This is a genomic window from Acidovorax soli (genome assembly GCF_014207955.1).
Classification (GTDB): Bacteria; Pseudomonadota; Gammaproteobacteria; order Burkholderiales; family Burkholderiaceae_C; genus Acidovorax; species Acidovorax soli_A.
In genome coordinates, this window is the sequence record NZ_JACHLK010000005.1 from 19,448 (window position 1) to 35,281 (window position 15,834).

Here is a 15,834-nt window from a genome sequence, read left to right on the forward strand (position 1 = left end):
CGGATCAAGGTTTCCACCGCACGATGAGCTGGCCGGTGGCCGTGAAGCGGTACTGCCCGTCGAAGGCGCCCTGGCCGAACAGGGCCAGGGTCTGCTCGTAGTAGGCCGTGGGCCGCAGGGGGCGGGCCTCCAGGCGCATGCGCTGCGATTGCAGGGCCTTGTCGTCGCCGACGGCGCGCAGAAAGGGCAGCATCGCGGCCGAGAAGCCCGAGGGCGCCGGGCCCGAGGCCTGGCCGGTCAGGATGTCGATGGACTCGGGCGGGTAGCCCTGGTCGCGCACGTAGCGCGCCATGGGCGCCAGGGTGTCGAGCAAGGCCTTGCGGCCCGGCGCGTCGGGGTGCATCACGCCGGCCCAGAGGTAGACGCGGATGGCGTTGTAGGTGCCCTGGCCCTTTTCCTTGCCTTCGGTGTCGACCAGGAAACCCTGCTTGGCGTCGTACACCGTCCAGTCGGGCGTGAAGCCCTTGGGCGACGAGCCGCGGATGACCTTGAGCGAGCTTTCCACCAGGGGCTTCCACTGCGGGTCCAGGTCGCTGGCGGCCAGCCAGTGCATCAGGTGCATGGGCAGGTAGCTGGGGTTCAGGCGCCAGCGGCCATTGGCCTGCACAAAGCCCTTGGGTGCGGGCAGCAGCGTGGGGCCCAGGCCCGGGATGTCGGCGGTTTCCTCGCGCAGCACGCGCGCGGCGAGCAGGGCCGACAGGGCGCGGTAGCTGCGCTCGTTCCACAGCCGGCCGGCCTCGCCCAGGGCGTAGGCGATCCACAGGTCGGCGTCGGAGGCGGCGTTGCTGTCGATCACGCCCCAGGTGCCATCGGGGCGCTTGCCCCAGAGCCAGGCGGGCAGGCGTGCCGTCATGTCGCCGCCGCACAGGTTGTTCTCGGTCCAGCGCAGCAGCTTGTCGAACATCGGCCGGTCGTTGGCCACCAGCGCGAAGAACAGCGCGTAGGCCTGGCCTTCGGAGTAGGTCTGGCCGCCGCCATCGTCATCGGAGACCACGCGGCCGCCTTCGTTGATGAACTGGGCCTTGAAGGCATCCCAGGCGGGCCAGGCCAGGCGGCCGGCGGCGCTCGCCTGCTGGGCCCGTGCCGTGGGCAGGCTGGCCAGCAGGGCGGCACCGGCGCCGGCCTGCAGTGCCGTGCGGCGCGACAGGAACTCAGTCATTGCGGGCCGCCAGTCGGCGCCGTGCCATGCTGCGCAGCGCGGCATAGACGATGAAGGTCAGGAGCAGGCCGGTGCCGATGCCCACCAGGGCCAGCAGCAGCGGGTGGCTGTGCATGTGGAACCACAGGCGCTGCCACCAGGGCAGGTCGCCCACGTAGTACACGGGCTTGATGCGGAAGCTCTCGATCGCGTCGCCGCGCATCAGTCCCAGGTCGCCGCGCAGGCTCTTGATCTTGCCCGCGTCGTTCAGGCCCAGGCTCAAGAGGGACATGGCCTCCTTGTCGGTGGCCGTGAGCGCCACCACGCTGCGCCCGCCCGACAGGGGGGACTCGAAGCCCGTGACGGCCGCCAGCGGGCCGTTGCCCTGCAGGATCGCCTGGCCGCCCGAGGCCGACAGGCGCTGGTTGGATTCGAGGTTGAACAGGTCGATGAAGGAGCCCATGGCACGCTCCAGCGGCTGCACCGAGCGCGCGCCCGCCGCCAGCAGGGCCGGCAGGTGGCTGTGCCACTTCTGCAGCAGGCCATCGCTGTCGGCCTGCGAGATCACCAGGATGTCGGTGTCCGCAGCCTTGTCGGCGTCGGCCGCACGCAGCAGCTTGAAGCGCGTGCCGGGGTAGCCGGTGGAGGCGCTCATGCGGCCCACGGCGGTGAGGAAGACCTCCACGTCCGAGGTCGTGGGCTGGTTGGGCAGGATGATGGAGGTCTGCGCCAGGTCGGGCACCCGCGTGAAGGGGAAGCCGCTGTTGGCATAGGCCGCCAGGTTGGGCATGGCCAGGTAGTGGCGGAAGGCCGTGAGGTCGATGGTGGACTGCGGGTCGATGGCCGCGTACAGCTCGGTCGGCGGTGCGGACTTGCAGCGGCCCAGGTCGTTGGGCGGGATCTGGAAGGCGAACTGCAGCTGGTTGTCGCCGCCGATCATGAAGGCCGGGATCTTCAGGTCCGAGCGCGTCTGGGCGTTGCCGTCGTCGAACAGCGGCAGCATCACCGTGCTCTTGCCGCTGGTGCGGTCCTCGCGCGACTGCAGCGGGTAGGACTGGATGAACTGGTTGTTGATCGAGATGTTCAGCGCGCCATGGTCCGACACGCTGTTGGGCGTGTAGCGGTAGGTCAGGTCCAGCGGCACGCCCTTGGCGTTCCAGGTGAACAGGTCGGGCGCCATGCGCGTGTAGACGTTCACCGTGTCGTTGAGCACCGAGCCGCGCAGCTGCAGGTCGGCTGCGCTCTGCACCAGTTCGGCCAGGCGCACCGGGCGCTTGGTGGTGATCCAGCGCGGCGCGTCGTAGGGCTTGGCCAGTTCGGGGTAGTCGAGCGACTTGACGGCGATGGTCTGGCCCGAGAGCACGGCCTTGCCCAGGGCCAGCGCATCGGCGGCCAACTGCACCTGGGCATCGTCCTTGCCCAGCACCAGCAGCAGCTTGGCACCGGGGACCTCGGGGTGGGGCACCACGGAGAGCGTGGGTTCGGTGACCGGCGCCATCGCCTGCAGGAAGGCGGGGCGGTTGTCGTTGGTGGCCAGCACCACGGCGTGCTGGCGCGGCAGCTGGTTCTCGAACGCCGGGAACTGGTTGCCGCGGTAGCCGGCGAGCATGCCGATCCAGCTGGCGATGGAACCCGAGGCCTTGAGCGTGCCCGTGCTGGGCTTGCTGCCGTAGACGAAGGGCAGGTTCACCGGCCGGTTGTCGCGCGGATCGAAGAAGGGCGCGGGCAGCAGGGCCAGGTCATCGCGCAGCGGGATCTGGCGCAGCGACAGGTCGAGCTGGCTCTCGTTGCTGATGGTGGCCCACAGGCTCGAATGGTTGGGCGCCTCGCATTCCATCGTGTAGTGGCCGATGAACTGGAAGCGAAAGCGGTTGTAGTCGGTGAAGTAGCGCGGGTCGATATTGAGCTCGACCGTCTGCGGCGTGCCCAAGCGCTCCTTGTCGAGCACGATGGTCTGCAGCGTCTCGTCGTTGAGGATCACCTTGAGGTGCGACAGGCTGGGGATCAGCGCGGGCGAGAGCGTGAAGGTCAGGCGCAGCCGGGCGGCCTCCACCACCTCGTCGCGCCGCACGCCCACGCCGATACTCGCTTCGCTCTCCACGCCGCGCAGGGAGACGGGGCGCGCCAGGCCCAGGTCCTTGAGGCTGGTCTTCCACTGGCGCAGGGGCAAGGCCGGTGCGGCAGGCGCTGCCACAGCTGTGGCACCTGCCGCGGGGGCAGGGCTCGCGGCCACGGCCGGGGCCGCCGCAGCGGCAGCCGCTGCTGCACGGGCTGCACGCGCCCGGGCGCGCTCCTTGGCCGGCGATTCCTGGGCCGAGGTCGCCTGGGCATGGGCGAGGGGAAGCGGGGCGGCGGTCCATCCCAGGGCCATCAACGCAGCCAGCAGGGGAACTGTTTGGGTGGTTTTTCGACGAGAGATCACGGTGCTTTGGAAGGTGTTCTGGCGTGGTGGTGCAAAGGGCGCCCGCGACATATCGGCCCACGATGTCATTGGCGTGACAAAGTGTATTGATAAATTTTGACTATGGAATGCAGAAAGACACTAGTTTGCAATTTGGGCACAAAGAGACAGGTCGCGTACCTGCCGGTACGCAGGAAAAAACCGATTGGATGCGCAGGCAGAAAAAATATTCCTGTCGCGCAAAATTCACGCTGGCTTTGGTCGGGAAAGCAGGCCGTGCCCGACCGGTGGTGGGCGTGGCAGAGGTGGGGTGGGAGGGGGCGGCCGCCTGGCTGGCGCCGGAAACAAGAAAGCCGATGCTCCTGTTCGGATGCATCGGCTTCATGTGCCTTGCGGCTGAGATTTGGTGGGTCCTGAGTGACTCGAACACTCGACCTACGGATTAAGAGTCCGCTGCTCTACCAACTGAGCTAAGAACCCAAATCTTTTGTTGATCTGTCTGCATCGCTGCAGAGCCTCGAATTATGCACTAGTTTTTGGGGCGTTGGCAAATCCGAACCAAATTTCTTCACTTTTTTCACTCACGGCATCGCATTGCGGCTGGCCAGCTCCACAAACAGGCCGCTGTGGTCCAGCTCGCCCAGGCCGTGCTCCACCCCCTGGGCGTACAGCGCCTCGAACAGTTCGGTGATGGGCGCATCGAAGCCGATCTCGCTGGCCGTGGCCAGGGCGTTGCGCATGTCCTTGAGCTGCACGGTCATGCGGCCCTGGGGGGCGAAGTTGCGCTCCACCATGCGCTGGCCGTGCAGCTGCAGGATGCGGCTGTCGGCAAAGCCGCCGCTGATGGCTTCGCGCACCTTGGCCATGTCGGCCCCGCCCTTGGCGGCAAACAGCAGAGCCTCGGCCACGGCGCCGATGGTGATGCCCACGATCATCTGGTTGGCCAGCTTGGCGAGCTGGCCTGCGCCGTGCGGTCCCACGTGCGTGGCCCGGCCAAAGGCCGCGAAGACAGGCTGGGCGCGCGCATAGTCCTCGGGCCGGCCCCCGGCCATGATGGCCAGGGTGCCGTTCTCGGCCCCCACGGTGCCGCCGGAAACCGGGGCGTCGAGGTGGGCGATGCCCATCTCGCCCAGGCGGGCCGCGTGGTCGCGCGCCTCGCGCGGCTGGATCGAGGCCATGTCGATGAACAGTGCATCGCGGCGCAGGGCCTGGGCCGCACCCAGCCCGAACAGTACCTCGCCCACCACGGGGCCGTTGGCCAGCAGGCTGATCACCACGTCCGCGCCGGCCACGGCATCGCGCACATCGGAGTGCACGGTGATGCCATCGGCCGCGAGCGGCTCGGCCGCCGCACGCGTGCGGTTCCAGGCATGCACCTCGTGGCCGGCGGCGTGCAGCCGGCGCGCCATGGGCGCGCCCATCATGCCGATGCCCAGGACGGCGGTGCGCAGGCGAGGGGTGTTGTTGTTGTTCATGGTCTGTCTCCGGGTGTGCTTGCTGGTCTCTGCCGCCATCATCGGCGCTTTTTGCCGCGCCAGCCTGTCAGCGGGCTTGCAGTCGGCGTCGCTTGCCAGGATGATGTTGCGCCAGAGGAGAACACCCCATGGCCCTGGACACGAAAACGCCGCACGACCCCTCCTGGCTGGAGCTGATGTACAACAACCGGGCCCTGGTGCCCGAGCATGTGAACTACTTCGCGCGCTGGGCCAAGGAGTCGGCCCAGGTGCGGGCCGAGCACCCCTGCGTGCCCGACCTGGCCTATGGCAAGGGCACGCGCGAGACCCTGGATGTGTTTCCCACCACCCAGCTGCCGCCCGGCTCCGGCAAGGGGGCGCCGGTGCTGGTCTTCATCCACGGCGGCTACTGGCGTGCGCTCGACAAGTCCGACCACTCCTTCATCGCGCCGGCCTTCAACCGCGAGGGCGTCTGCGTGGTGGTGGTCAACTATGCGCTGTGCCCGGGCACGCCCGAGGCGCCGGTGGGCATTCCCCAGATCATGCGGCAGATGGAAAAGGCCATTGCCTGGATCTGGCAGAACATTGGGCGCTATGGAGGCGATCCGCACCGCATCACGGTGGCAGGCCATTCGGCAGGTGGGCAACTGGCGGCCATGCTGCTCACCAGCGTCTGGCCCCTGATCGGCAACCTGCCCGATGGCGCGGTGCGCAACGCGCTGTCGATCTCGGGCCTGCACGACCTTGATCCGCTGATGCATACGCCCTTTTTGCAGGAGACGCTCAAGCTCACCGAGCAGCAGGTGCTGCAGTACAGCCCGGCCCGCCTGCAGGCACCCGGCCAGGGCATGCTGTACTGCGCCGTGGGCGGTGACGAGAGCCCGGAGTTCCTGCGCCAGGCGCGCCTGGTGCAGGACGCCTGGGGCTCGGCCGCCGTGCCGCGCTGCCAGGTGCAGGAGGGCCTGAACCATTTCAGCATCGTCGATGCCCTGGCCAAGCCCGGGCATGACGTGCACCATATGGCGCTCATCCTGCTGAGGGCCTGAGGCCGGCCCCTGGGGTTTACATCAGCAGGTGCTCGCCCGCGTTGTCGCCGCCCAGGATCACGTAGTTCACCTTGCGGATGTCCATGAGCTTCTTGCCGCCGGCGTAGCTGATGGAGCTTTGCACGTCCTGTTCCATCTCGACCAGTGTGTTGGCCAGCTTGCCCTTGATGGGTTCGAGGATGCGCTTGCCCTCGACGTGCTTGTACTCGCCCTTGTTGAAGTCGCTGGCCGAGCCGTAGTACTCCTTGTACAGGGCGCCGTCGAGTTCCACGGTCTTGCCGGGCGATTCCTCGTGCCCCGCGAACAGCGAGCCGATCATGACCATGCTGGCGCCGAAGCGGATGCTCTTGGCGATGTCGCCATGGCTGCGGATGCCGCCGTCGGCAATGATGGGCTTGGTGGCCACGCGCGCGCACCACTTGAGCGCCGACAGCTGCCAGCCGCCCGTGCCGAAACCGGTCTTGAGCTTGGTGATGCAGACCTTGCCCGGGCCCACGCCCACCTTGGTGGCGTCGGCGCCCCAGTTCTCCAGGTCGATCACCGCCTCGGGCGTGGCCACGTTGCCGGCGATCACGAAGGTGGCGGGCAGCTTGGACTTGAGGTAGCCGATCATGTTCTTCACGCTGTCGGCATGGCCGTGCGCGATGTCGATGGTCACGTACTCGGGAGTGATGCCGGCCGCGGCCAGTTGGTCCACGGTGTCGTAGTCGGGTTGCTTGACGCCCAGCGAGATCGAGGCGAAGCAGCCCTTGGCGTGCATGTCCTTGACGAACTGCACGTTGTCCAGGTCGAAGCGGTGCATGACGTAGAAGTAGCCGTTTTGCGCCATCCAGGCGCAGATGCTCTCGTCCACCACCGTCTTCATGTTGGCGGGTACGACCGGCAGGCGGAAGGTGCGCCCGCCCAGCTCCACGCCGGCATCGCATTCCGAGCGGCTTTCCACCCGGCACTTGCGCGGCAGCAAGAGGATATTGTCGTAGTCGAAGATTTCCATGAGATTTCCAAGCTCCATAAAAGGACACAGCAAACCAATTTCTGCTGTGGTGGGCGCTTGGCCTGGAGACCGGCTCTGCGGTTGCGTTCGAGAAGAACGCAACGAACCCTGCTGTGCGCAGGCGCAAAAAAACCGGGCTGCAAGAAACTTGGGCCCGGTGATTGATTCTACCCGCGCCAGCGCGCGCCGGTATATCCCTACTCGTATCTACCCCATCGGCATCGGGTTCTAGGGCACGCAGCGCGACTGCGCCGCATCGATGATGCGGCCGTCCTTGTCCTGCACCCAGCCCACCAGGTGCAGGCGGTCGGTCTTGGTGCCTTCGGGGATGTAGATCGGGCGCGAGTCGCGCCAGCCCGAGCGCTCGCCCTTGGACAGGGTGTGCGGGTTGTCGAGCGCGCGCTGGTAGACGTTGCGCACCAGGTTGCGCGCCACGGGCGAGCCCTCGGTTCCCGCGGGAATGGCTTCGACCAGCAGCAGGTAGAAACCGCCGGCATCGGGGCCTGCTGCAGGGGGCGTCCCCCGTGTGGCCACCGGCGAGAAGGCGATGGAGGCGCCTACATAGTCGTTGAAGGCCGGCCCGTGCGACACGCGCAGCCGGCTGCCCTGCACGCCCTGCACGGGGGCGGTGTTCACGTCCGTGGCCTTGGGGGCGGTGCGGCCCAGGGCCGCCAGGCGGGCCAGCGCGTCGCGCGTGGCGGCGGCCGACAGCGGGGCATCGTCGCCCTGGGTGCCGGGCACGATCCAGTCCAGCACCACGGTGCCGGGCGCCTTGGGGGCCGGCGTGGCCTTGTCGGCCCAGCAGCTGTCGCAGTCGGCGCTCACGAAGCGCTCGAACAGGGCAGTGGGGCGGGGTACGCCGTCGCTGCTGCAGCTCGACTGGGCCGCGAGGTGGGGGGCGTGCAGGGCCAGCAGCATGGCTGCGGCAGGGGCAATGTTTTTCATGGCAGGTGCTTGCGCTTTCTACAATGCCCCCATGTTCCCACAAGACCTGTTTCCGGGTGCGCCCGAGCCCCTGGAGCCCTCCACGCCTGCGGCCCCCTCTGCCACGCCCCCCCTGCTGGCCAACCTGAACCCCGAGCAGCTGGCCGCCGTCACCCTGCCGGCGGGGCATGCGCTCATCCTGGCCGGTGCCGGCTCGGGCAAGACCCGGGTGCTCACCACCCGCATCGCCTGGCTGCTGCAGAACGGCTATGCCACGCCGGGCGGCATCCTGGCCGTGACCTTCACCAACAAGGCGGCCAAGGAAATGGTGGCCCGTCTGTCGGCCATGCTGCCCGTGAACGTGCGCGGCATGTGGATAGGCACCTTCCACGGCCTGTGCAACCGGCTGCTGCGCGCCCACCACAAGCCGGCCGGCCTGCCGCAGTCGTTCCAGATCCTGGACACGCAGGACCAGCTCTCGGCCGTCAAGCGCCTGTGCAAGCAGCACAACGTTGACGAAGAACGTTTTCCGCCCAAGCAACTGGTGTACTTCATCGCCGGCTGCAAGGAAGAGGGCATGCGCCCGGGCGACGTGCACGCCCACGACAGCGATGGCCGCAAGAAGGTCGAGATCTACCAGCTGTACGAAGAGCAGTGCCAGCGCGAGGGTGTGGTCGACTTCGGCGAGCTCATGCTGCGCAGCTATGAGCTGCTGCGCGACAACGATGCCATCCGCGAGCACTACCAGCGCCGCTTTGCGCACATCCTGGTGGACGAGTTCCAGGACACCAACAAGCTGCAGTACGCCTGGCTCAAGCAGCTGGCGGGCAACGACGTGGGCGGGCGCTACGAGGCGCGCGGCAGCGTGATCGCCGTGGGCGACGACGACCAGAGCATCTATGCCTTCCGCGGTGCGCGCGTGGGCAACATGGCCGACTTCGTGCGCGAGTTCGACGTGCAGCAACAGATCAAGCTGGAGCAAAACTACCGCAGCTACAGCAACATCCTCGACTCGGCCAACGCCCTGATCAGCCACAACAGCCGCCGCCTGGGAAAGAACCTGCGCACCACGCAGGGCCCGGGCGAACCGGTGCGCGTGTACGAGGCCACCACCGACCTGGCCGAGGCGCAGTGGATGGTGGATGAGATCAAGCAACTGGTGCGCAGCGACGGCTTCGAGCGCAAGGAGATCGCCGTGCTCTACCGCAGCAATGCGCAAAGCCGGGTGATCGAATCGGCCCTGTTCAACGCCAGCGTGCCCTACCGCGTGTATGGCGGCCTGCGCTTCTTCGAGCGCGCCGAAATCAAGCACGCGCTGGCCTACCTGCGCCTCTTGGAGAACCCGCACGACGACACGAGCTTTCTGCGCGTGGTCAACTTCCCGCCGCGCGGCATCGGCGCGCGCAGCATCGAGGTGCTGCAGGACGCGGCACGCGCCGCCGGCTGCTCGCTGCACGACGGCGTGAGCGCCGTGCCCGGCAAGGCCGGCGCCAACCTCTCGGCCTTTGTCGCCATGGTCGACGTGCTGCGCGAGCAGACCGAGGGCATGAACCTGCGCAAGATCATCGAGACCATGCTGCAGTCCACGGGCCTGGTGGAGCATTTCCGCACCGAAAAGGAAGGCGCTGACCGCATCGAGAACCTGGAGGAACTGGTCAACGCGGCCGAAAGCTTCGTCACGCAGGAGGGCTTTGGCCGCGACGCCGTGGCCCTGCCCGTGGACGAGCTGCGCAACGACCGCCTCACGCAAAGCCCCGCCAGCCAGGGCCTGGACCCTAATGCCCCCGTGACCGACGAGGCCCTGCCCGCAGTGGCCGGCATCGTCGATGCCGACACGGGCGAGACCCTCTCACCCCTGGCCGCCTTCCTGACCCATGCGGCGCTGGAGGCCGGCGACAACCAGGCCCAGGCCGGGCAGGACGCCGTGCAGCTGATGACGGTGCACGCCAGCAAGGGTCTGGAGTTCGACGGCGTGTTCATCGGCGGCATGGAGGAGGGCCTGTTCCCGCACGAGAACTCGGCCAACGAACGCGAAGGCCTGGAGGAAGAGCGCCGCCTGATGTACGTGGCCATCACCCGCGCGCGCAAGCGCCTGTACCTGAGCCATTCACAGACCCGCCTGCTGCACGGCCAGACGCGCTACAACATCAAGAGCCGCTTCTTCGACGAGTTGCCCGAGTCGGCGCTCAAGTGGATCACACCCAAACAACAGGGCTTTGGCAGCTATGCGCCCAACACGGGTGGCGGCAACCCCTTTGCCCAGCGCGACCGCAGCGGCTACGGCGCCGTGCGCAGCGAGCACTTCGCCAGCCCGCCGGTGCCGGTGCAGAAGGCCGCGCCCTCGCACGGCCTGCGCGTGGGGCTGGCGGTGTTCCACACCAAGTTCGGCGAGGGCAAGGTGCTGGCGCTCGAAGGCACGGGCGACGATGCGCGCGCGCAGATCAGCTTTCCGCGCCATGGCACCAAGTGGCTGGCGCTGTCGGTGGCCAAGCTCACCATCGTCGATTGACGACCGGGCGCGCCTTGTTGGCGCCCTTTCTTACAGACATCGCAAGCCCGGGGGCGCAAGATGGAGGCCCGAAAGGGCTGCGCCCGCGCCGTCCGGCGCACGCCCTCCGTTTCGACGGCCAGGGAGGTTTGCGCCCATGCTGTTCCATCCATCTGCCCTGTCCCGCGCGGCCGTGGCCGGCGTCTGTGCGCTGGCCCTGGCGGCCCTGAGCGGCTGCGACAAGGTGCCCAAGCCCAAGGCGCAGGAGGCGCCGCCTCCTGCTGTGGCACCTGCCCCTGCGCCAGCCCGATAGCCAAGCAGCGGATCAATCGACCTTGATATTGCGCGCCTTGACCACGCGGCTGTAGATCTCCGCATCGCGGCGCACCATGGCGGCCATCTCGGTGCGTGTCGCGCCCAGGGGCTCGCTGTGCAGTTCCCGGATGCGGCGCGACAGGTCGGGGTCCTTGCTGGCCTCCACCATCAGCGCGTTGAAGCGGGTGAGGATGGGCTGGGGCGTGGCCGCGGGCGCCCAGATGCCATGCCAGGACATCATGGAGAAGCCGGGCATCACCTCCGACAGAGTGGGCACGTCGGGCAGGGCCGGGTGGCGCGTGGGGCCCGAATAGGCGAGCGCCTGCACCTTGCCGCTGCTGATGAGCTGGTAGCCCGTGGCGATGGGCTCCATCAGCGTGTCCACCTGGCCGCCCACCAGATCGGCGATGGGGCTGGCGCGGTAGGGCACGTGCAGCATGTCGATGCCGACCTCGTCCTTGAGCGACTCGACGATCAGCTGCGAAGGGCTGCCCGCGCCGTAGGAGGCATGCGAGTAGATGCCCGGCTTGGCCTTGGCGGCGGCCACCATGTCCTTGACGGTCTTGGCCGGGAACTTGTTGGTCGCTATCAGCACCAGGCCCTGGCGCATGGTGGTGGCCACGGGCACCAGGTCCTTGTCGGGGTCGAAGGGCAGCTTGCTGTAGATGTAGGGGTTGATGGTGAAGGCCGTGGACAGGTTGTACACGAAGGTGTAGCCGTCCGCCGGCGACTTGGCCACCGCGTCCGAGGCCAGGTTGCCCGCCGTGCCGGGCCGGTTGTCGATCACCAGCGGCACGCCGAGCTTCTTGCCCACGTAGTCGCCGTACATGCGGGCAAAGATGTCCGGCGGCGTGCCGGGCGCAAAGCCCACCACGATCTTGATGGGCTTGCTCGGCCACTCGGCCCCCTGGGCCAGGGCGGTGCCGCCCAGCAGTGCGCTGGTGGCCAGCACCAGCATCGTCTTCATCAGCATTTTTCTGCGCATGGCTTGTCTCCTGTGGCGGGTCATTCGTGCCCGCTTGTGTGGTTGGCTTGCTTGGAATGTCTGCGGTGCCTCGCCGCCATGGCGCGCGCCGCGTCGTGTGGATCGCTCCGTCCCTCGGTCAATCGATGGCGTCACTCCTTTCGGACCGGGCATGGCTGCGCCAGAGCCGCCGCCGATCCGGGCGGGCTGTGGGTTGGGGTTTCATGGCTGGGTCTGGGGTCAGTCGACCTGGGCACCGGATCGTTTCACCGCCTCACCCCACTTGGCGATTTCGGCCGTGCCGAAGGCGGCCATCTCGGCCGCATTCATGGCGGCGGATTCAATGCCCTGGGCAGCGAGCTTCTCGCGCACCTCGGCCTGGGCCAGCACGGCCTGCGTGGCATCGCGCAGCGGGTCGCGCTGCGCGGCCGGCATGGAGGCGGGCGCATACAGCATGAACCAGGCCACCAGGTCGAAGTCCGCCACGCCCTGCTCGGCCAGCGTGGGCACGTCCGGGGCCGCGGCGCTGCGCCTGGCGCTCGATGCGCCCAGCGCGCGCAGCTTGCCCGCGCGGATGTGCGGCAGCACGGCGGCCGGGTGGTAGAACATGAACTGCACGTTGCCGCCCATCAGCTCGGTGAGCGCCTGGGCGCCATCGCGGTAGGGCACGTGCACGAAGTCCTTGGCCAGGCGGATGTTGAGCGTCTCGCCCGCCAGGTGGCCCGAGGTGCCGTTGCCCGCCGAGGCAAAGCTCACCGCCTTGCCACTGGCCTGGCGCAGGTCGGCCACGCTCTTCCAGGGCGCGCTGGCCGGCACCACGAGCAGGGTGGGCGTGGCGCCTGCAAAGCCCAGCGGCACGAAGTCGCGCACGGGCTGGTAGGGCAGCTTCTTGTACAGCGTGGGGTTGATGGCGTGCGTGCCCACGGTGCCCATGAGCAGGGTGTTCGCATCGGCGCCCGCACGCGCCACCATCTCGCTGCCGATGGTGCCACCCGCGCCGGGCTTGTTCTCCACCACCACCGTCTGCCCGAGCTGGCGGCCCAGGGCCTCGGCCAGCACGCGGCCCACGATGTCGGTCGAGGTGCCGGCCGCAAAGGGCACGACGAGCTTGAGGGGGCGGCCATTGCCCTGGGCGCTGGCGCCGGCGGCCACAAGCGCCAGGGCCGTGGCGGCGAGGATCTGGCGGCGCTTCATGGCGCCTCCCCAAAGCCTGCGGGCACCTCGCCCTCGTACTGCAGCTCGCGCGTGGCCTGGTAGGACAGCGCGAAGCCGCTGGGCGTCTCGGCCTCTTCGGCCAGGTGGGCGATCAGCCCCGCGGTGCGCGCCAGGATGGGCACGCCGCGCAGCGAGGCCACCGGGAAGCTCACGCCCATCAGCACGGCCGGGATCGCGGCCGAGACGTTCAGGCGCAGCTCCTTGCCCACGATGCCCGGGATCACCTTTTCCAGCGCCTGGGCGATCTGCACATAGCGCAGGTCGGCGCCGGCCTCGGTGGCCACGGCGATGAGCCGGCCCACGCGCGGGTCCACCTCCTTGTGCAGCGGGTGGCCGTAGCCCGGGATGGCGCGGCGTGCGGCCTTGAGTTCGGTGATGACCGCGGTGGCGGCCTCGTCGAGCGTGGCGCCGGCATCGATGCGCGCCGCCACGTCAGCGAACAGGCGGCCCGCCGTTTCCGAGGCGCCCAGGATCACCGAGCCGCAGCCCAGGATGCCGGCCGCCACCGCGCCCTGCAGCGCATCGGGCGCCGCCGCAAAGGTCATGCGGCTGGCCTGCACGCTGGGCACCAGGCCGTGCTCGGCAATCGCCACCAGCGTGGCGTTGAGCACCGCGCTGCAGGCCGCGTCGGGCCGGCGACCGGTGAGCAGCAGAAAGAAATAGTCGGCAAACGACAGGTGGCCGATCAGGTCCTGGCACAGGTCCTGGCCGCGCACGACGATGGTGTGCTCGTCGGAGGTGCAGATGGCGGTGCGCGGGACGGTGGATTTTCCGATTTTCATGGGGCAGGTCTCAGTGTTGGGGTTCGAGGCGGAAGTCGTAGTGCGCCGACCACCAGGGCGCGGCCTGGGCCGTCCCGTCGGGCGCCTGGCCTGCGGCATGCTGCTCGAAGTCCACGATCAGGCTGGGCCGCACGCCGAACACGGCGTCCGACTCGATGTAGGGGCTGTTCGCCACGAAGAGGTGGGTGGTCACCCGTGCGTGCCCTGGCGCCGAAACCATCATGTGGATGTGCCCCGGCCGGTTGGGGTGGCGGCCCATGCCGTCGAGCATGCGGCCCACGGGGCCATCGACCGGCACGGGGTAGAAGCTCGGGCGGATGGACCAGAACCAGTAGCGGCCCTGGTCGTCGGTGCGGATGCGGGCGCGCGCCGCCATGCCCGAGCCTTCGACCTGCATGTCGTACACGCCCTCGCCGTCGCCCGACCAGATGTCGAGCAGCGCGCCGGCCAGCGGCTGGCCGTGCGTGTCGGTCACGCGGCCGCTGTAGAAAGTGGGTTCGCCCTTCACGCCTTCGGACAGGTTGGCGCCCAGCGGCAGCTCGGGCGCACCCTCCCAGTAGTAGGGGCCTTGCACCGTGGCCTCGGTGGCTTCGGTCATGCGCTGGCTGCCCTTGGCATGGGCCGTGGCGCGCAACTGGTCGAGCATCACCACCATCATCGAGGCGCCCAGCGTGTCCGACAGCAGGATGAATTCCTGCCGCTGGCCCGTGCAGGCCTTGCCCACGGCGGTGAGGAATTCGATGCCCTGCATCCACTCATCGGGCTTCAGATCCACTTCGCGGATGAAGGCGTGCAGGTGCGTGACCAGGGATCGCATGATCTCGGCAAAGCGCGGGTCGCCCGCGCCCTCCAGGCGCTGCAGCACGGCCTGGGTCAACTCGTTCTCGTTCGATGGGGTCATTGTTCTTGTCTCCGGATGGCTTTCTCTTTGATGTGCTGCTCAGGTGGGCTGCCCGAGCCGCTGGCGTATCGGCCCGAGGATGGCCGCGTTGTCCGCCCCCAGCGTGGGCGGCGCCGTGACCTCGAGCGCGCGTTCGCCGTCATAGCTCACGGGCGAGCGGATGGTGCGCCAGGTGCCGCCCTCGGGGTGGGTGGTGCTCACCTCCAGCTGCAGGTGGCGGGCCTGCGGGTCCTGCATGGCCTCGCGGGTGTCGTACATGGGGGCGTGGGGCACGTCCTCGGCTTCGAGGCGCTCGCACCAGGTGGCGCGCGGCTGGGTGCGGAACAGGCCGCCGAGCAGGTCGATCAGATCCTCCTGGTGCACGATGCGCGCCTCGCGCGTGGCAAAGCGCGGGTCGTCGAACAGGCGCGGGCGCTCGATGGCGTTGGCCAGGCCCTGCCAGAACTTCTCGGGCGAGGACATGTGCAGCGCGATCCACAACCCATCGGCGCATTCGAGCACGTAAGACTGTGAGACGCTGGGCCGGCTGTAGGGGCCCATGACCTCGTCCTCCGAAAAGTAGTGCGTGAACGCATCGAGGTTGAAGTGGCACATGGCTTCGAGCATGGACACCTCGACCTTGCGGCCCAGGCCCGTGCGCCCGCGCTCCACGATGGCGCCCAGCACGCCGTAGGCGGCGTAGAAGCCGGTCATCGCATCGGCCAGCGCCGGGCCCACCACGCGCGGGTTGGCGGGGTTCACCAGCAGCTTGAGGAAGGCGCTCGCGGCCTGGGCCACGGTGTCGTAGGCAGGGCGCCCCGCGGCCGGGCCGGTCTGGCCGAAACCGCTGATGGCGCAGTACACCAGGCGCGGGTTCAGGCCGCGCAACCGGGCCTCGCCCGCGCCCAGCCGCTCGGCCGCGCCGGGGCGAAAGTTCTGGATGTAGACGTCGGCATCCTTCACCAGCTCGTCGAACACGGCCGCGTCTTCGGGCAGCTTGGGGTTGAGCGTGATGCTGCGCTTGTTGCGGTTGTAGGTCTGGAAGTGCGGGCTATAGAGCCCGCCGCGGAAGGCGCGGAACGGGTCGCCCGCGCCGGGTTGCTCGATCTTGATGACCTCGGCGCCCAGGTCGGCCAGGAACATGCCTGCCGCCGGGCCCGTGATGAACGTGCCTTGTTCCAGCACCTTGATGCCACTGAGGACTTTGTGCACCTCGTTGTCTCCTGTCGTTGT

At 68.5% G+C, this 15,834-nt stretch carries 13 protein-coding genes and 1 tRNA gene; 3 read left to right on the plus strand and 11 right to left on the minus strand.

Features of this window, described 5'->3' with window-relative positions; translation table 11 throughout:
• Positions 1-4 precede the first annotated feature (4 nt).
• The 4 genes from bcsZ to HNP48_RS14145 form a co-directional block, all read right to left on the minus strand.
• Positions 5-1,159 carry a cellulose synthase complex periplasmic endoglucanase BcsZ gene (gene bcsZ / locus HNP48_RS14130; protein WP_184857924.1) on the minus strand — a complete coding sequence of 385 codons (1,155 nt, stop codon included), beginning with the start codon at positions 1,157-1,159 and terminating at the stop codon, positions 5-7.
• Positions 1,152-3,509: a cellulose biosynthesis cyclic di-GMP-binding regulatory protein BcsB gene (gene bcsB, locus HNP48_RS14135; protein WP_184858595.1), complete on the minus strand. Its 2,358-nt coding sequence runs from the start codon at positions 3,507-3,509 to the stop codon at positions 1,152-1,154. The genes bcsZ and bcsB overlap by 8 nt, the downstream gene beginning before the upstream one ends.
• Positions 3,510-3,943: 434 nt before the next feature.
• Positions 3,944-4,019, minus strand: a tRNA-Lys gene (locus HNP48_RS14140).
• A 101-nt stretch (positions 4,020-4,120) separates the two neighbouring features.
• Positions 4,121-5,053, minus strand: coding sequence for an NAD(P)-dependent oxidoreductase (locus tag HNP48_RS14145; RefSeq protein WP_184857926.1), 933 nt, complete (start codon positions 5,051-5,053; stop codon positions 4,121-4,123).
• A gap of 89 nt (positions 5,054-5,142) precedes the next feature.
• Here HNP48_RS14145 and HNP48_RS14150 point away from each other — a divergent pair, with 89 nt between their 5' ends.
• Complete coding sequence (locus HNP48_RS14150) at positions 5,143-6,039, plus strand: alpha/beta hydrolase (RefSeq protein WP_184857928.1); 897 nt, start codon at positions 5,143-5,145, stop codon at positions 6,037-6,039.
• Positions 6,040-6,055: 16 nt separating this feature from the next.
• Here HNP48_RS14150 and HNP48_RS14155 read toward each other — a convergent pair whose 3' ends face one another.
• Both HNP48_RS14155 and HNP48_RS14160 read right to left on the minus strand, forming a co-directional pair.
• Entirely contained in the window at positions 6,056-7,033 is a 978-nt protein-coding gene (locus HNP48_RS14155) for a GMP reductase (RefSeq protein WP_184857930.1), read from the minus strand.
• Between the two features lie 228 nt (positions 7,034-7,261).
• A complete protein-coding gene (locus HNP48_RS14160) occupies positions 7,262-7,978 on the minus strand; it encodes a hypothetical protein (RefSeq protein ID WP_184857932.1) in 717 nt (238 codons plus the stop codon).
• A gap of 31 nt (positions 7,979-8,009) precedes the next feature.
• On the opposite strand from HNP48_RS14160, the gene HNP48_RS14165 reads away from it, so the two are divergent.
• Both HNP48_RS14165 and HNP48_RS14170 read left to right on the plus strand, forming a co-directional pair.
• Positions 8,010-10,466 (plus strand): UvrD-helicase domain-containing protein, encoded by a 2,457-nt coding sequence (locus HNP48_RS14165; RefSeq protein WP_184857934.1) that lies wholly within the window; start codon positions 8,010-8,012, stop codon positions 10,464-10,466.
• A 136-nt stretch (positions 10,467-10,602) separates the two neighbouring features.
• Positions 10,603-10,758: a hypothetical protein gene (locus HNP48_RS14170; protein WP_184857936.1), complete on the plus strand. Its 156-nt coding sequence runs from the start codon at positions 10,603-10,605 to the stop codon at positions 10,756-10,758.
• A gap of 12 nt (positions 10,759-10,770) precedes the next feature.
• On the opposite strand, the gene HNP48_RS14175 is transcribed toward HNP48_RS14170, so the two are convergent.
• The 5 genes from HNP48_RS14175 to HNP48_RS14195 all read right to left on the minus strand — a co-directional run bounded on the left by HNP48_RS14175 (position 10,771) and on the right by HNP48_RS14195 (position 15,813).
• Positions 10,771-11,745 (minus strand): tripartite tricarboxylate transporter substrate binding protein, encoded by a 975-nt coding sequence (locus HNP48_RS14175; RefSeq protein WP_184857938.1) that lies wholly within the window; start codon positions 11,743-11,745, stop codon positions 10,771-10,773.
• Between the two features lie 219 nt (positions 11,746-11,964).
• Complete coding sequence (locus HNP48_RS14180) at positions 11,965-12,918, minus strand: tripartite tricarboxylate transporter substrate binding protein (protein ID WP_184857940.1); 954 nt, start codon at positions 12,916-12,918, stop codon at positions 11,965-11,967.
• On the minus strand, positions 12,915-13,721 hold the full coding sequence (locus tag HNP48_RS14185; RefSeq protein WP_184857942.1) for a citryl-CoA lyase: 807 nt from the start codon (positions 13,719-13,721) through the stop codon (positions 12,915-12,917). The genes HNP48_RS14180 and HNP48_RS14185 overlap by 4 nt, the downstream gene beginning before the upstream one ends.
• Positions 13,722-13,731: 10 nt before the next feature.
• Positions 13,732-14,622 carry a dioxygenase gene (locus HNP48_RS14190; protein WP_184857944.1) on the minus strand — a complete coding sequence of 297 codons (891 nt, stop codon included), beginning with the start codon at positions 14,620-14,622 and terminating at the stop codon, positions 13,732-13,734.
• Between the two features lie 39 nt (positions 14,623-14,661).
• Positions 14,662-15,813 carry a CaiB/BaiF CoA-transferase family protein gene (locus tag HNP48_RS14195; protein ID WP_184857946.1) on the minus strand — a complete coding sequence of 384 codons (1,152 nt, stop codon included), beginning with the start codon at positions 15,811-15,813 and terminating at the stop codon, positions 14,662-14,664.
• Positions 15,814-15,834 lie beyond the last annotated feature (21 nt).

What these genes read in the sequence shown, in the direction of transcription:
- bcsZ (WP_184857924.1), bottom strand. Translation starts at nt 1,159, where the DNA reads ATGACTGAGTTCCTGTCGCGCCGCACGGCACTGCAGGCCGGCGCCGGT.
- bcsB (WP_184858595.1), bottom strand. Translation starts at nt 3,509, where the DNA reads ATGGCCCTGGGATGGACCGCCGCCCCGCTTCCCCTCGCCCATGCCCAG.
- HNP48_RS14145 (WP_184857926.1), bottom strand. Translation starts at nt 5,053, where the DNA reads ATGGCGGCAGAGACCAGCAAGCACACCCGGAGACAGACCATGAACAAC.
- HNP48_RS14150 (WP_184857928.1), top strand. Translation starts at nt 5,143, where the DNA reads ATGGCCCTGGACACGAAAACGCCGCACGACCCCTCCTGGCTGGAGCTG.
- HNP48_RS14155 (WP_184857930.1), bottom strand. Translation starts at nt 7,033, where the DNA reads ATGGAAATCTTCGACTACGACAATATCCTCTTGCTGCCGCGCAAGTGC.
- HNP48_RS14160 (WP_184857932.1), bottom strand. Translation starts at nt 7,978, where the DNA reads ATGAAAAACATTGCCCCTGCCGCAGCCATGCTGCTGGCCCTGCACGCC.
- HNP48_RS14165 (WP_184857934.1), top strand. Translation starts at nt 8,010, where the DNA reads ATGTTCCCACAAGACCTGTTTCCGGGTGCGCCCGAGCCCCTGGAGCCC.
- HNP48_RS14170 (WP_184857936.1), top strand. Translation starts at nt 10,603, where the DNA reads ATGCTGTTCCATCCATCTGCCCTGTCCCGCGCGGCCGTGGCCGGCGTC.
- HNP48_RS14175 (WP_184857938.1), bottom strand. Translation starts at nt 11,745, where the DNA reads ATGCGCAGAAAAATGCTGATGAAGACGATGCTGGTGCTGGCCACCAGC.
- HNP48_RS14180 (WP_184857940.1), bottom strand. Translation starts at nt 12,918, where the DNA reads ATGAAGCGCCGCCAGATCCTCGCCGCCACGGCCCTGGCGCTTGTGGCC.
- HNP48_RS14185 (WP_184857942.1), bottom strand. Translation starts at nt 13,721, where the DNA reads ATGAAAATCGGAAAATCCACCGTCCCGCGCACCGCCATCTGCACCTCC.
- HNP48_RS14190 (WP_184857944.1), bottom strand. Translation starts at nt 14,622, where the DNA reads ATGACCCCATCGAACGAGAACGAGTTGACCCAGGCCGTGCTGCAGCGC.